This window comes from Paenarthrobacter sp. NPDC089307, from assembly GCF_040685055.1.
Classification (GTDB): Bacteria; Actinomycetota; Actinomycetes; order Actinomycetales; family Micrococcaceae; genus Arthrobacter.
In genome coordinates, this window is sequence record NZ_JBFBHE010000005.1 from 317,799 (window position 1) to 331,666 (window position 13,868).

Annotated in this window: 14 protein-coding genes; 3 read left to right on the forward strand and 11 right to left on the reverse strand. The window is 64.3% G+C overall.

The window, feature by feature from the left end; genetic code table 11:
• The first annotated feature begins 62 nt into the window (after nt 1-62).
• Nucleotides 63-1,277, forward strand: a complete 1,215-nt coding sequence (locus AB0N72_RS14325; RefSeq protein ID WP_363931031.1) for a GAF domain-containing sensor histidine kinase — start codon at nt 63-65, stop codon at nt 1,275-1,277.
• A gap of 115 nt (nt 1,278-1,392) precedes the next feature.
• Here the strand turns inward: AB0N72_RS14325 and AB0N72_RS14330 are convergent, their stop codons facing one another.
• The 6 genes from AB0N72_RS14330 to AB0N72_RS14355 all read right to left on the reverse strand — a co-directional run bounded on the left by AB0N72_RS14330 (nt 1,393) and on the right by AB0N72_RS14355 (nt 7,194).
• Nucleotides 1,393-2,682: an adenylosuccinate synthase gene (locus AB0N72_RS14330; RefSeq protein ID WP_011773318.1), complete on the reverse strand. Its 1,290-nt coding sequence runs from the start codon at nt 2,680-2,682 to the stop codon at nt 1,393-1,395.
• Between the two features lie 206 nt (nt 2,683-2,888).
• Nucleotides 2,889-4,604, reverse strand: a complete 1,716-nt coding sequence (locus tag AB0N72_RS14335; protein ID WP_363931032.1) for a choice-of-anchor G family protein — start codon at nt 4,602-4,604, stop codon at nt 2,889-2,891.
• Nucleotides 4,601-5,335: an LPXTG cell wall anchor domain-containing protein gene (locus AB0N72_RS14340; RefSeq protein WP_363931033.1), complete on the reverse strand. Its 735-nt coding sequence runs from the start codon at nt 5,333-5,335 to the stop codon at nt 4,601-4,603. The genes AB0N72_RS14335 and AB0N72_RS14340 overlap by 4 nt, the downstream gene beginning before the upstream one ends.
• 7 nt (nt 5,336-5,342) lie before the next feature.
• On the reverse strand, nt 5,343-5,861 hold the full coding sequence (locus AB0N72_RS14345) for a signal peptidase I (RefSeq protein ID WP_363931034.1): 519 nt from the start codon (nt 5,859-5,861) through the stop codon (nt 5,343-5,345).
• Between the two features lie 96 nt (nt 5,862-5,957).
• Nucleotides 5,958-6,686 (reverse strand): SipW-dependent-type signal peptide-containing protein, encoded by a 729-nt coding sequence (locus AB0N72_RS14350; RefSeq protein ID WP_363931035.1) that lies wholly within the window; start codon nt 6,684-6,686, stop codon nt 5,958-5,960.
• A 169-nt stretch (nt 6,687-6,855) separates the two neighbouring features.
• The gene (locus AB0N72_RS14355; protein WP_363931036.1) at nt 6,856-7,194 is read right to left on the reverse strand and encodes a hypothetical protein; all 339 of its coding nucleotides are present in this window, start codon (nt 7,192-7,194) and stop codon (nt 6,856-6,858) included.
• Between the two features lie 223 nt (nt 7,195-7,417).
• On the opposite strand from AB0N72_RS14355, the gene AB0N72_RS14360 reads away from it, so the two are divergent.
• A complete protein-coding gene (locus AB0N72_RS14360; protein ID WP_363931037.1) occupies nt 7,418-8,050 on the forward strand; it encodes a uracil-DNA glycosylase in 633 nt (210 codons plus the stop codon).
• 73 nt (nt 8,051-8,123) lie between these two features.
• Here AB0N72_RS14360 and AB0N72_RS14365 read toward each other — a convergent pair whose 3' ends face one another.
• From AB0N72_RS14365 to AB0N72_RS14385, 5 genes are all read right to left on the reverse strand, one after another.
• Nucleotides 8,124-8,546 (reverse strand): DUF3151 domain-containing protein, encoded by a 423-nt coding sequence (locus AB0N72_RS14365; protein ID WP_235521348.1) that lies wholly within the window; start codon nt 8,544-8,546, stop codon nt 8,124-8,126.
• Nucleotides 8,546-9,565 carry a class II fructose-bisphosphate aldolase gene (fbaA, locus tag AB0N72_RS14370; protein WP_363931038.1) on the reverse strand — a complete coding sequence of 340 codons (1,020 nt, stop codon included), beginning with the start codon at nt 9,563-9,565 and terminating at the stop codon, nt 8,546-8,548. Before fbaA ends, AB0N72_RS14365 begins: the two co-directional genes overlap by 1 nt.
• A 178-nt stretch (nt 9,566-9,743) precedes the next feature.
• The gene (locus AB0N72_RS14375; RefSeq protein WP_363931039.1) at nt 9,744-10,358 is read right to left on the reverse strand and encodes a hypothetical protein; all 615 of its coding nucleotides are present in this window, start codon (nt 10,356-10,358) and stop codon (nt 9,744-9,746) included.
• Between the two features lie 458 nt (nt 10,359-10,816).
• Entirely contained in the window at nt 10,817-11,512 is a 696-nt protein-coding gene (locus AB0N72_RS14380; RefSeq protein ID WP_363931040.1) for a TrmH family RNA methyltransferase, read from the reverse strand.
• 41 nt (nt 11,513-11,553) lie between these two features.
• Entirely contained in the window at nt 11,554-12,729 is a 1,176-nt protein-coding gene (locus tag AB0N72_RS14385; RefSeq protein ID WP_363931041.1) for a hypothetical protein, read from the reverse strand.
• Nucleotides 12,730-13,033: 304 nt separating this feature from the next.
• Between AB0N72_RS14385 and AB0N72_RS14390 the strand changes: the two genes are divergently transcribed.
• On the forward strand, nt 13,034-13,864 hold the full coding sequence (locus AB0N72_RS14390) for an HAD-IIA family hydrolase (protein ID WP_281450637.1): 831 nt from the start codon (nt 13,034-13,036) through the stop codon (nt 13,862-13,864).
• Nucleotides 13,865-13,868 lie beyond the last annotated feature (4 nt).

Sequence of the window (13,868 nt, forward strand, 5' to 3'; positions counted from 1 at the left end):
CACCAAGGCCAGGCTGCTGTTTGTGACAAGGACGTGCCGTGTTCATCTGGCAGGATAGCCGGATGAGCGTAGGCGAGTTGCCCAGGGATGCGGTGCTGTCGCGCAAGGGCCTGCCGGTCCCCGGACCGGGGTTGGAGATATCGGTTCCCGTACCTTCGGAGCGGCTACAGAACCTTGTGGAGTTGGCCCGCACAGTGTGTGGGCAGCCAGTGACGGCCATTAACATCATCACCGAAGACTTTCAGTACCAGGTGGCCACCGCAGGGCTGGAGCCGTATCTGTGCAGCCGTGAGGACTCCATGTGCGCCGTCGGTTTCCAAAGCGGAAGCTCCACGGTCCTGGAGGATGCATCGCTTGACCCGCGGTACCGCGACAACCCGTTCGTCGATGGCCGCCGCGGCGCAATCAGGTTCTACGCTTCCGTGCCGCTGGTCAGCGACGACGGATTTGTGCTCGGAACGCTTTGCGCTGGGGCAAGGGAAACCGGCCTGCTCAGCGACCGGCAACGCCAAGGTCTGGAAATCCTGGCAGCGGAGGTGGTCGAAGCCCTCGCATTGGAACACCGGGCGCGGGAACTGGCCGCAGCGTTGGCAGAAGCGCAGCGCAGTAACACCCTCCTTGCCGAGTTCGCGGGCCGCATCAGCCACGACCTGCGCAATCCCCTGACCTCCATTCTCGGCTTCGTCGAACTCAGCCAGACGGTCGCGGAGGACACCCCGGTTGCCAAGATCTCCCAGTACCTGGACGTTGTGGCCAACTCCGGGCAGCGGATGCTGAACATGGTGGAGGACGTCCTCGCCTATGCCACAATCGGCGGAGATGTCCGGCCCGCACCGCTCTCACTCAAGGCGCTGGTCGGCGAGGTAGTTCAGGATTTGGCGGCGAGCCTCGAGGCAAGGGGCGCCTCGGTGGACTGCGATGATCTGGGCTTCAACGCCGATCCCGTCCAGATGAGGGTGTTGCTTCAAAACCTCATTCAAAACTCGGCCACTTACAGCCGGCCGGGCGTTCCCCCGGCCATCCATGTGACCGGGTTCCGGACGGATGACGGCGCAGCCCTTCGGGTGATCGATAACGGCAAGGGGATCAGCGAACCCGACCGCGAACGCGTTCTGGACCCGCTGGTCCGTCTGCACCGGGAAGACGACCCTCCCGGAACCGGGCTGGGGCTGGCAACCTGCGCACGGATAGTTGCCGCAGCGGGTGGGCGCCTTGAGATCGGGGCGGCACCCGGCTCGGGTACCGTGGTCACCATTCACCTCGGCAGCGGCAGCTGACCTGACCGGCTCCCGCTTCGGGGGTTAGGCGCAAAGCATTAAGCGACGACGGCGGGTCACCTTCGGCTCCGTGAGGAACCAAGGTGACCCGCCGTCGTCGTAAGCCAATAACTACTTAGTCGTTGATCAAATCGTGGACCACGATGGTCTGGTCCCGGTCCGGGCCGACGCCGATGGCCGAGAAGCGCGTGCCGGAGAGCTTTTCCAGGGCCAGCACGTAGTTGCGGGCGTTCTCGGGGAGGTCCTCCAGCGTGCGGGCGCCGGTGATGTCCTCGGTCCAGCCGTCAAAGTACTCGAAGATCGGCACCGCGTGGTGGAACTCGGTCTGCGTCATGGGCATTTCGTCGTGGCGCACGCCGTCGACGTCGTAGGCAACGCAAACCGGGATCTGCTCGATGCCCGTGAGGACGTCCAGCTTGGTGACGAAGTAGTCCGTGAAGCCGTTGACGCGGGAAGCGTGGCGGGCCAGGACGGCGTCGTACCAACCGCAGCGGCGGGGACGGCCGGTGTTCACACCGAACTCGCCACCGGTCTTTTGCAGGTAGACACCCATCTCATCGAACAGTTCCGTGGGGAACGGTCCGGCACCAACGCGGGTGGTGTAGGCCTTGATGATGCCGATGGACCGCGAAATGCGGGTAGGGCCAATGCCGGAGCCAACGGAAGCGCCGCCGGCCGTGGGGTTGGACGAGGTGACGAACGGGTAGGTGCCGTGGTCCACGTCCAGGAACGTTGCCTGGCCGCCCTCCATGAGCACCACCTTGCCCTCGTCAAGGGCGTTGTTCAGCTCCAGCGTGCTGTCGATGACCAGCGGGCGAAGGCGCTCGGCGAAGGACAGGAAGTACTCCACGATCTCGTCAGCAATGATGTCGCGGCGGTTGTACACCTTGACCAGGAGCTCGTTCTTCTGGCGCAGCGATCCTTCGACCTTCTGGCGGAGGATGGACTCGTCAAAGACGTCCTGGACACGAATGCCCAGGCGGGCCACCTTGTCCATGTACGCCGGTCCGATGCCGCGGCCCGTGGTGCCGATGGCGCGGCTGCCGAGGAAGCGTTCGGTCACCTTGTCCAGCACCTGGTGGTACGGGGCAACGAGGTGGGCGTTGGCTGAAACGCGCAGGCGGGAGGTATCCGCGCCACGGGCTTCCAGGCCATCGATTTCCTGGAACAGGGCCTCGAGGTTCACCACGCAGCCGTTGCCAATAATGGGAATTGCGTTGGGGCTCAGGATGCCCGCGGGAAGGAGCTTCAGCTCATACTTCTCACCGCCAACAACCACGGTGTGCCCGGCGTTGTTACCGCCGTTGGGCTTGACCACGTAGTCAACGCGGCCACCGAGCAGATCGGTTGCTTTGCCTTTGCCTTCGTCGCCCCACTGGGCTCCGACGATCACGATAGCGGGCATGGGATCCTCCCCCATTCTTTTCGGGCGAGGCCCAGCCGGATGACCAGGACTCGACGCCGTACATGAGAACGCCCCGATGCTTACAGGTGCAGCCTGCCCGGGGGCAAGGCATACGCAAGAGGTTCGGGGCTCTTACCAGCCAAGTTTAGCCGATGGCAACGGTTTCTCTGGTGTTTGCCCGGCGTTGGCGTTCAGTTGTGGACAAGTCAGGGAACCACCAGTGCGGCAGGGCCGGCCGACGAACTGCCCAACGACAAGCTCAGCAGGCCCGAGCTGTCCACCAGCCCCACCCGGATCGCAGAAACCTTGTACTCCCCCGCCGCAGCCGTGACATCCGCCGGCTTGGTACCGGGCCAGACCTGATCGGGTTGCACGTTAACGTTGATGGCCACCAGGGTGCGGACTGCCGTGAGGACAGGCCCGACGGCGTTGATCACCGGTGTGATCAGTAACTGGAGGCTGCTGCCCAGGTTAGAAACCAGATTCGCGTTGAAGACCGTGGACTTGGCGACGAAATCGGTCGTTGCCAAGGCGGTTTGCACGACCCCGTTCGCGCTGTTGGTCAGAGTCGTCAGCAAGGTGTTGACCAGGGCAGCAACCGCACCGCCTCCGCCCAGGACTTCGACGGAAACGTCAGGACCGGAGGCCGAGCCCGCAATAAATTGCGCCACGGTCGCGGGGCCCGTTTTGACGGTGATCTTGGCCAAAGGGGTGCCGAGGATCGGGGCCCGCAAGTCAACCACTGTAGTGGAGGCCAACTGGGCATTTCCCAGAGCAGAAGTGAGCGCGGAAAGCACGCGGTTCTTCCAGGAATCCAGCAATGCCGTGACTCTGGTGGTTACCGCGGCTGTCATGGCCGCGTCCAGGACCACGGCGTGGTTTGGTTCCATGCCATTCAGCCCAGTGGTCGCGCTCCCGGCAAGCGAGGCAATGTTGACCTTCACGGTGCCCGCCCCAAGGTTGATGGTGACGATGCCATCGGTCATGGACTCGGTCATCATTGCGGTCACCCCGTTGAGATCGGTCGTCAAGGAAGCCGTAGTACTGAAGGACCCCACCGCCAAGCCCCCCAAGAGAGGATTGACGATTCCCTTGATGCCATCATTGATCTGGTTGGCCAAGCCGGTGGTGCCCAAGAATGTGTTCAGCTGCGTCGGAACGGCACCCACCAAGGATGCCCCCTGCGTGGACAGCGTCCCGACGGCGGGAATCGCCGCTGTCAGGTCCAGCCCGGCGATCCCGTATTGCCGCTGGACCGTGGGCGAGGCGTTCAGCATAGGCCAGCCATTCGTCATGACACAGGCATCCAGGGCGGACGAGGACGCGACGGCTCCCACATCCAGGGTGACGCCGGACAGGGAGGCCGGAACAATGTTCCCCAATGAAATGCTGGCCGACTTTGGCGCGGTGGCAGCTCCCTGCGAGGTGCCCGCGACGTCCAACGCACCGGTCTGATCGGACACCAGGCCGGCAGCTCCATGCGCCTGCCCACTTTTCTGCGAGCGCGCCCACTGCGTGTATGTGCCCAAACCGCCCACAGGCGCGCCCAGTCCCAACCCCAACGAAACGGGGCTGCTTCCCAACGCCGTCACCGGGATCTTGGTGACGTAGGCATCCGTGGTGCCGGGGACAAGCACGGCGGACGGGGGCGTGGGGGTGGCGGCCGTGCCGTTGTTCACCACGGTCAGCCCCTGGACTCCGGCCACGGTATCGAGGTTGGTATTGAGCACAGTGCCGTGCAGTTCCCTGGCCCAGGCCTGGTTGGTGAACATGGAGTTGGTGCTGCAGTCGCCGGGGGAACTGACTCCGACGGCGCTCCTCACCCATTCGCTGTCCGTCCACGCCGCAGTGGTCAGGCTGGTTGTGGCCGCCAAAGCTATCGCCGAAACTGCCGCTACCAGGATCGAACGCCGGGCCCTCATGCGCCCTGCTCCGGTGTTTCACGTGGGCGCCTCAGCAATGCAAGGACCGCCGTTCCCAGGAGCAACAGCGCACCCCCGGCGAACAGGGCAGGCAGTGACGACGCCCCGGTGTTTCCCAACGGCTCCTTGCTTCCGCCACCGGCCACCGGTGGCAGCGAAGGTGCGCTCCCGCCGTCGTCGTCTCCCATGGCGGTGATCCCGATTCCCAAGGTGAGCGCTGCGCCTTGGGGAGGAACGGCGTCGACGGGTCCGGCGAGCGTGAACCGCAGGTACGGCGAGGTTCCAGTCCGGAGGTTGCTGAGCGGGACGCGGACGCCCTGGTTCCAGTCGTTGAGGCGGGTGGGCTGGATTCTCTGCGTTGATCCGGCGGGGCATTCAAGCTGCTTGTTCAGGCCGCTGTCGCCCTGCCACGGGGACGGGCATTCGTCCACGGCAATGGCATAGCCGCCGGAAGCGGCCAGGCCCCCTGCGGCCGTGAGCTGGAGCGAGGACGTGGCTTCAGGTTTTTCCAACGACAAACCGATCTGCCACACGAAGGAATCGCCGGGCGCCAGTTGCGGGAACTCCAGCGGGTACACGGACGACGAAAGCCACAGGAGGCCTGGAGTCCCTGTCTGGGGTATGGGGATGAGGTTGTCGGCAGCTTGGGCGGGAACGGCAAAGTTCAGGGCGCTGACGACGACGGCGCACACCGCCGCTGCGTGCCCCACCATCCGGATCCACTGCTTCACTGCTCGATCACCTCCCTTGTGCCACCACACCTTTGTGACGTGCCGCCCGTTTGGGCCAGTACGCCCATACAACGAGCATTGCCACGGCCAGCGTGGCGGCGCCGATAAAACCTGGTCCCCTCATTGCCATCACCCAGGAACCCACCGCGGGTACCGTTGCCAGTACCTTTTGGGCTGTGTCCACCTGATAGGGCAGCGGATCCTCTGAGCTGTTCGCGTCACCCTTGAGCCGTAAGGAGGCGCCGGAACCGCCAGATTCCACCGACACCACGCGGTGGGTGACCAGGACGCCGGATTCGGGGCGCTTAACCGATACGACGTCCCCCGGGACGAGATCCGCTGCTGGTACCTGGACAGTCAGGGACAATGCCCCCACCGGGTAGAGCGGCTCCATGGATCCGGTCCTGAAGACCACGAAAGAGGCCTTATAAACGAATCCCAGGACCAACGCCACGATGCACAGCAACCCCAGCAGGGCCACCAGGGTCAGTGCGATCTCGCGGGAGACCTTGAGGATGGTGGGCACGACGGCCCAGAAGCCCGCCCCGCCTAAGGCAGGGGCCGAAGGGGGCAATGGGGACGAGCTTCTGGTCCGGGTCAAGGGCTCTGTCACAGAGCGGTACTACGAGCCGGCGATGCTGGTGAACCTCCACAGCGGAACCGTCTGCTTACCCTGCAGCGTCACGTCGGTCACGGCGGACGGGAGGGTGATGGCGAAGCAAAGGTTCACAGCCGATCCGGCCGTTGACGCGTCGGGACCCTTCGGGAGGGAGATGGGAGTGGCGGAGACAGTGGTCAGCGGGACACTGGCCGCAGCTGAGCCTACGATGTCGGTGCCGCCCGTCAGTGTTCCTGCTGCGCAGTTCGCCGGAGTCACGCCCTGCACTGCCCGGTAGCTCAACGCGTTGTACAAGGCCAGGGAGTTGGTGGTGGTGTCAGCGGCCGGAGCTGTGCCGCCAAGCTTCACTGCCTCTGCCAACGTGGCTGTCAGGGCTTCAGAACCCGCAGCGGCCCGGAGCTGCATGGGCGCATAGGCAGTGTCGCCGGGCTTCAAGGCGGCGGAGATGGCGCCGAACGTCAATGCGCCGTCGGTGGCCGAGCTCGGCACCGTAGGAATGTTCGGCTTGTCGCTCCACGCATCGGCGCCGGTGCCGTTGGTGTTGCTGAAGGTGTTTTGCTCCATGTGGTAAGTCAGCGTGCCGGGACCCTTGTCCCCACCGGAATTACCGAAGACCCATTCGTTGTCCGTCCATGCAGCCAACGTGAATGCGGCCCCTACGCCCAGGACGAGCCCGCCCGCAAGAAGCGCACGAACCTTTGTTGCCTTATTGGATGCCGTCTTTGCGACCATTGTGTAACCCCCACGGTTGATGATGCTGAGCTGGTGGGGAGGCCGAACGGTTTCCCCGAAACCAGTGGTTTCACCGTCATTATCCGGGGCAAAAAAAGCACCATCCGGCCGCACTGCACTTTTGGGTTAACGGCAGCTTTCGACGCCGGCTCGGGGCGCCTTGGGCAGCTTAGCCGCCGGCCACGAAACGCAGGGCTGCTTCGGCGAACGCGGGCCAATCAGCCCGTGAACTCGAAGGCACCTCCACCCAGTCCTTGAACGGCCGGTTCATGCCCGAGGGGTCAAAGAGCACAGCCCCCGGCAGAGCCAGGGCACGCGCGTGCTCTGCTGTTTCCTTGCCCAGTTTGAACACCACTTTGTCGCCGTTCAGGCAGGCCAGCGCCTTCTTGTCCAGCATGAGCGAGCTGGCGCCAAACATCTTCCCCATCACCACTCCTGCCGGGGCGAGTTCTGAACCCAGCTCCTGGAAAGCGGAAACGGCGGCAGCGGACGACTCTTGTTTCTCCATACCGGGCATCTTGCCCGAAAGGCCGCACCGCCGTCGAGACGCCTGACACGTTTCCCGGGCAACACGCCGTGTCGCATTCGGTGGCGCGCCGGTTCGGCCACCATCGACGCACTAAGTCCGGTAAGGTTAGTTAGCCCCCAACAGCACCCTTTGAGGTTCGGCTTCGGCATGCCCGCGGCCCCTCCGAACGGTGCGCTGTAACACCTAGGAGACCTAACCCCTGATGCAAGAACTGGCGACTGAATCACCCGAGCAAATCCTTTGGAACCGCCGCTACGAACCGCACATCGCTGAGGTCAACGAGCTGTGCGACTCCATCAAGGAGCAGAAGCCGGGCAGCGAGGTCCTCTACATCGACCCCGCCCACAGCATGGATGACTGCCGGATCGTCAGCCTTTTCTCCAATCAGCGCACCACGTCCGGTGAGGGCTTCATCACTCCCGGCGACGAGGAAGCCACCACGCGCATGCTTGGCATGCAGTGGCAGCTGGGCCTCCGTCCCGAGCTGATGATGCCGTGGAACGCCTACCCGTGGATTGAACCCAACGAGGAACCGGGCAAGCTCACGCCAGCCAACATCACCGAGGGTCTCAAGCCGCTCCTGCGCCTCCTCCAGCTCCTGCCGCGCACCTCCGCTCTGGTGGCCCACGGCAACGAAGCCCACCGCCTGGCCGACCAGCTCATGAAGGCCGCCCCGGCCAGCATCGCGCGCCGCGGCTTCAAGACGTTCAAGGTCCGCTCGCTCGGTGGCCGCTCCTTTGCCGGCACTCCGACCCGCCAGCAGGAATACCTGGACGCCATCCACGGCGCCTACGCCGAGGCCATGGCACGCACGGGTATCCCCCGCAAGGCCTAGCCTTACCCGCTACATACGACGACGGCGACCCTCACCTTTTGGTGAGGGTCGCCGTCATTAATTGCTCGACGCCTTAGCGGGCTTCGATCGCTGCCTTGGCCTTGGGGTCCGAGTCGTTCAGGAACTTCTCGATCCGCTCCGGTTCCTCGGCTTCGCCGATCGCCGAAGCTGCCCGGCCCAATGCGTAGAGCGCACGCAGGAAGCCCTGGTTGGGCTCGTGCTCCCACGGGATTGGTCCGACGCCGCGCCAACCGTTGCGGCGCAGCGAGTCCAGGCCGCGGTGGTAGCCCACGCGGGCGTAGGCGTAGGACTCGATGGTCCGGCCCTCGGCCCAGGCTTCCTCAGCGAGGATCGCCCACAAAAGTGACGAGGTAGGGTTCTGGGCCACGAGGTCCAGTGCTTCCTTGCCAAGGGCCAGGTGCTGGTAGATCTCGTTCTCGGCGGGCAGGAGCGTGGGCTCCGGCCCCATCAGGTTCTTCCGGAATTCGTCGGACATCAGAAGGTCTTGCCAACCGATCCGAGCTGCTGTGCTGCTTCGACGATGCGCGCGGCCATGCCGGCTTCGGCGGAAGCGCCCCAGACGCGGGGGTCGTAGGTCTTCTTGTTGCCCATTTCGCCGTCGACCTTCAGGACGCCGTCGTAGTTGGAGAACATGTGGCCGGCCACCGGGCGGGTGAACGCGTACTGGGTGTCGGTGTCGATGTTCATCTTGATCACGCCGTAGGAAACGGCGTCGGCGATTTCCTGCTCCGTGGAGCCTGAGCCGCCGTGGAACACGAGGTCGAACGGGTTTTCCTTGCCGATCTTGGCGCCCACCTCGGACTGGATCTGCTTGAGCAGTTCCGGGCGGAGCTTCACGTTGCCCGGCTTGTACACGCCGTGCACGTTGCCGAAGGTCAAAGCGGTGAGGTAGCGGCCGTTTTCGCCGGCGCCGAGGGCCTCAATGGTTGCGAGGGCGTCCTCGGTGGTGGTGTAGAGCTTCTCGTTGATTTCGTTCTCAACGCCGTCTTCTTCACCGCCGACAGTGCCGATTTCAACCTCGAGGATGATCTTGGCGGCTGCTGCGCGTTCCAGCAGTTCGCGGCCGATGCGCAGGTTGTCGGTGAGGGTCTCGTGCGAGCCGTCCCACATGTGCGAGTTGAAGATCGGGTCCTTGCCGGCCTTCACGGCTTCCTCGGAAGCAGCCAGCAGCGGCAGGACGAAGTCTGCAAGCTTGTCCTGCGGGCAGTGGTCCGTGTGCAAGGCGATGTTGACGTTGTAGTTCTTGGCAACTTCGCGGGCGAACGCGGCGAAGCCCAGGGAACCGGCCACCATGTCCTTGACCGAAGCGCCGGACCAGTAGGCTGCGCCACCGGTGGAAACCTGGATGATGCCGTCGGATTCGGCCTCGGCGAAACCGCGGATCGCAGCGTTCAGAGTCTGCGACGACGTCACGTTGACCGCGGGGAAAGCGAATCCGCCAGCCTTTGCGCGGTCGATCATCTCGGAGTAAATCTCTGGGGTTGCAATGGGCATGGTGACTCCTATGCTGAATTCGTCTGTGGGTTGGTAACCCTGGAGTAGACCGCTTACGGCTAGCACCCATCCTAGCGATATCCGCCGGGACGCCGTGTTTCGGGTCACTGTGGCCCTTAACACTTCCGCCGAGTTGGCATTTGATGACAATCCTGCGCGCTGACATTGCCATTAAGTGTCATCTCGCGCACCAGCCACGGCTTTCGAGCGCGCGGCGTACTTTATGCACGACGGCGGGTCTGTCACCTTGGAGGTCGTTCTTGGAGATCCGGACTTCCAGCCAGCCATGGGCGAGGGACCTTTCCTGGCGCTCGATGTCCCTGACGTGCTGGTCCGCGCCGCCATGGTGTTGTCCGTCGTATTGAAGCGAGACCCTGAACTCGAGGTAAGCGGCGTCCGGCCACAGCACGGGATCACCGAAGTGGTTGCGCACAACGTGATTCAGCACGGGCTCAGGCAGACTCGCGTTGACCAACGCCAGCCGCATGTGCGTTTCCGGTGCGGAATCCGCACCCACACGGATGAGCTCGAGTGCGGCGCGGGCCGTCCGCACCCCACGCATGCCTGGATGGCGGCGCACGATCTCCGTCAGTTCCGCGATGCTGCATAAGGCGTCTTTGGGAGCCGGGAAGTCCGCGCCATGGGAGCACACAAGGTGGTCGCCCGCTGCGACCAGCTCTTCCAAAGTCAGTAGCGCAGCCAGGTCCAACCACGTCCGCGCGGGCGAGGTGACCCTGACGCCGTCGTACTCATCTACCTCCTCCGGAAGAAGGGTAAGGAGATGTCCGGCCACGTTGACCCGCCGTGGAAAGCTGAACCCCCCTCCGTCGGGCAACATGAATGCGCCAATCCCCGCTGTGGTGGCCCGGCAATGGGACGCCCCAGATCCGGGCGGCCGACAAGGAGACCAGGATGGATGAATCGTCCAGTTCCGTGTAAGCCCTCAAGGCGGAGGCCCCGGAAGCCTCGGACCCTGTCGGCATCCGGATTCCCCGGGATACCTGCAGCAAGTCCTTGGCACGGGTCCGGGACCGGGTCACGCCGGCTTTGTCGGAAGCACGCACAGAGAAGGAACCCGTGGTCAGATGTTCCGGAAGTGTCGCCCTGCGCATGCCCCATTTTGGCTGCTCAGTCCGGCCTCCGGGGCGTTATCCACAGCTTGGCCACCCACGCGCTCCGCGAGATGGCATTTAATGACAATCCGAGGCTCTGGGACTGTCATTAAATGCCATCTCGGCGGCGGCGGGCGCGTTACACCGGCTGGTTGAAGACGTGCCGGCGCACCCAGGCGTGCATGGCGATCGCTGCTGCCGATGCCGCGTTCATGGAACGCGTGGAGCCGAACTGCTCGATGGAAAGGGTTGCGACGGCGGCATCGTGCACCTCGGGCGTGAGGCCGGGGCCTTCCTGCCCGAACACCAGGACGCACTTTCTGGGGAGGTCGTAGGTCTCCAATGGCACGGAATCGGGGAAAATATCGATGCCGATCACAGCCAGCCCCTCCCCCTCGGCCCACTGGACAAAATCCTCGACGGTGGGGTGGTGGCGGACGTGCTGGTAGCGATCGGTGACCATGGCCCCGCGCCGGTTCCACCGCCGTCGTCCGATGATGTGGACCTCCTTGGCGAGGAAGGCGTTGGCGGTCCGCACCACAGTGCCAATGTTGAGGTCGTGCTGCCAGTTCTCGATGGCGATGTGGAATTCGTGCCGCTTGGAATCCAGGTCCGCGACGATCGCGTCGTGCTTCCAGTACCGGTACTGGTCAACCACGTTGCGGCGGTCACCGTCCCTCAACAGGTCCGGATCCCAGTGCTCGCCGAGCGGCCACTCGCCTTCCCAGGGTCCGACGCCGACCTCCGGCTTCGCTTCGGCCTCGCCTTCCGCTGTGGCTTCCGCGGGAGCCTGGGCAGGGGTGGGCAGGGCGGTGTTGGGGGGAAGGTCAGTCACCCCTCAACTTTAGCCCTGCCCGTGTCGGTACCTGGCCGGACTTAGCCGAGCTTCCACTTATTGATGCGGTACGAGTTGGCCAGCTTCTCCATGAGGCCCGGGTGGGCGTCCCAGTATTCCTTGTGCCCACTGACTCCCAGCATCTGCGGCGTTCCCCATGGCGTTACCGCGAAGAGGTTCACTGCCTGGATGGCTTCGCCGCGCGCGTTGGTGCAGGTGAAGCTGACAACCACTGCCTCGCCGCGACGGAACTCACGGATCTCGGGCATGCTGGTCTTGAAGTCGGACGCGCACTTGTGGCCCACCAGGTTCTGCGGAAGTTCTGTGGCGGTCATGCCCTTGTACCTGGCTTCGATGTCCTTGAGTGCCTTCTGGATCTCCGCCGGGTCCTTGCCGAACTTCCCTTCCTCGGACTCTGCGAAGAAGGCGTAGGCCAAGGCGATTCCGTCGCCGTCGGTCTCCACGGTTCCCTGGGCCTTCTTTTGGATCTCTTCGCCCGTGGTGGGGTCCTTGGTGATGCCGAACGACTCGTCGTGCGTCCACTCCGCCAGGTACTGGAACGACGATTCTCCCGTGACCCATTTGCTGAACAAGGGGTCGTCGTCGGCCGGAACATTGCTGGGCCCGGCAAGCCCTTCCCAGGCTGCCGGCAGCGGGATGGCGCCGGCGGGAATGTCGGTGGACGCTGAGGCTTCGCCGGTCGGCTCCGCCTCTGCGGATGGTTCGGCGGCCGCGTCGGACGCCTCGTCCGAGGACGTCACGGACGGCGACGGAGACTCCACGGCAGTCGGCTTGGTCATGGACGGAATCAGCCACGTGAACGCCACAACCAGCGCAATAATCACGACGACGGCGACACCGCCCAGGATGAGGAACAAGGACTTCTTGTTGTGGTCGCCGGGGTTCTGGCCAGGTCCCGTGGGCTGGCCCGGGTAGGTGGGCTGGCCCTGGTAGGTGGGCTGGCCGGGGTAGGTGGGTTGGCCCTGCTGCACAGGGAAGGCCTGGGTGGGGTCCTGCTGTGCAGGAAAAGCCTGCGTCGGCGCGTCCTGTGGCTGGCCCGGCTGCTGGGCTTCCGGCTGCTGGGCTTCCGGCTGGTACATGGGCTGCGTCTGGCCCGGCTGGTACTGGCGGTACTGTTCTTGGCCGGTGTCATAGCGCGGCTGGGGTACGCCGTCAGGATTGTATGGAGGCTGCGGTACGCCGTTGTTGGTGCTCATGGCAAGGCCCTTTCACATGCTGTGGGCACCGGGAGATCCCTGCGGACACACCCAGTGGTCGATCCGGAACGAGGGACCTGCTGAAGCGGGACGACATGAAACCCACCGCGTCGATCCCCCGACCCACGGTGTTGCCCGTACCGCGCAGCCATAAGCGTAGTGCAGACCACTGTGCGTGGCACAAGTCAAAACCTTTATCCACATGGACAGAACTACCCACATAAGGAGACCTCCGGGATGTCCAGCGGCCCGAATGATGAAAGACTGGGACGCAGTGCATAAACAACCCCAGCTGGAGGCAAATATGGCAGAAGAAACCACGCCCCACCCGTCCGCATCCGTTTACCGGAACGGTCACGAGATCGAATGCTGGCTTACGGACATGGACGGCGTCCTCGTCCATGAAAACCAGGCGATTCCCGGCGCAGCCGAGCTGATCCAACGCTGGGTGGATACGTCCAAGCGGTTCCTGGTACTGACCAACAACTCCATCTTCACTCCCCGCGACCTTGCCGCCCGCCTGCGCGCATCGGGCCTCGAAGTCCCCGAAGAGAACATCTGGACCTCGGCGCTGGCCACGGCCCAGTTCCTCAAGGACCAGGTGCAGTCCTCCGATTCGGGCAACCGCGCCTACACCATCGGCGAGGCCGGCCTCACCACGGCACTGCACGAGGCCGGGTTCATCCTCACGGACACCGAGCCCGATTTCGTGGTCCTCGGTGAAACCCGCACCTACTCCTTCGAAGCGATCACCATGGCCGTCCGGCACATCCTGGCCGGCGCCCGCTTCATCGCCACCAACCCGGATGCTACCGGCCCCTCCAAGGACGGCCCCATGCCCGCAACCGGTGCCATCGCAGCCATGATCACCAAAGCCACCGGCCGCGAACCCTACATCGTGGGCAAGCCGAACCCCATGATGTTCCGCTCCGCCATGAACCAGATCGATGCCCATTCCGAGACCACCGCCATGATCGGCGACCGCATGGACACCGACATTGTGGCCGGGATGGAAGCGGGCCTGCACACGGTCCTGGTGCTCAGTGGAATCACGCAGCGCGAGGAAATCGTGTCCTTCCCCTTCCGGCCCAACCAGATCCTGAACTCCGTGGCCGACCTCAAGAGCCAGATCTAAGAAG

What these genes read in the sequence shown, in the direction of transcription:
- fbaA (WP_363931038.1), bottom strand. Translation starts at nt 9,565, where the DNA reads ATGCCCATTGCAACCCCAGAGATTTACTCCGAGATGATCGACCGCGCA.
- AB0N72_RS14330 (WP_011773318.1), bottom strand. Translation starts at nt 2,682, where the DNA reads ATGCCCGCTATCGTGATCGTCGGAGCCCAGTGGGGCGACGAAGGCAAA.
- AB0N72_RS14390 (WP_281450637.1), top strand. Translation starts at nt 13,034, where the DNA reads ATGGCAGAAGAAACCACGCCCCACCCGTCCGCATCCGTTTACCGGAAC.
- AB0N72_RS14350 (WP_363931035.1), bottom strand. Translation starts at nt 6,686, where the DNA reads ATGGTCGCAAAGACGGCATCCAATAAGGCAACAAAGGTTCGTGCGCTT.
- AB0N72_RS14360 (WP_363931037.1), top strand. Translation starts at nt 7,418, where the DNA reads ATGCAAGAACTGGCGACTGAATCACCCGAGCAAATCCTTTGGAACCGC.
- AB0N72_RS14355 (WP_363931036.1), bottom strand. Translation starts at nt 7,194, where the DNA reads ATGGAGAAACAAGAGTCGTCCGCTGCCGCCGTTTCCGCTTTCCAGGAG.
- AB0N72_RS14335 (WP_363931032.1), bottom strand. Translation starts at nt 4,604, where the DNA reads ATGAGGGCCCGGCGTTCGATCCTGGTAGCGGCAGTTTCGGCGATAGCT.
- AB0N72_RS14325 (WP_363931031.1), top strand. Translation starts at nt 63, where the DNA reads ATGAGCGTAGGCGAGTTGCCCAGGGATGCGGTGCTGTCGCGCAAGGGC.
- AB0N72_RS14365 (WP_235521348.1), bottom strand. Translation starts at nt 8,546, where the DNA reads ATGTCCGACGAATTCCGGAAGAACCTGATGGGGCCGGAGCCCACGCTC.
- AB0N72_RS14385 (WP_363931041.1), bottom strand. Translation starts at nt 12,729, where the DNA reads ATGAGCACCAACAACGGCGTACCGCAGCCTCCATACAATCCTGACGGC.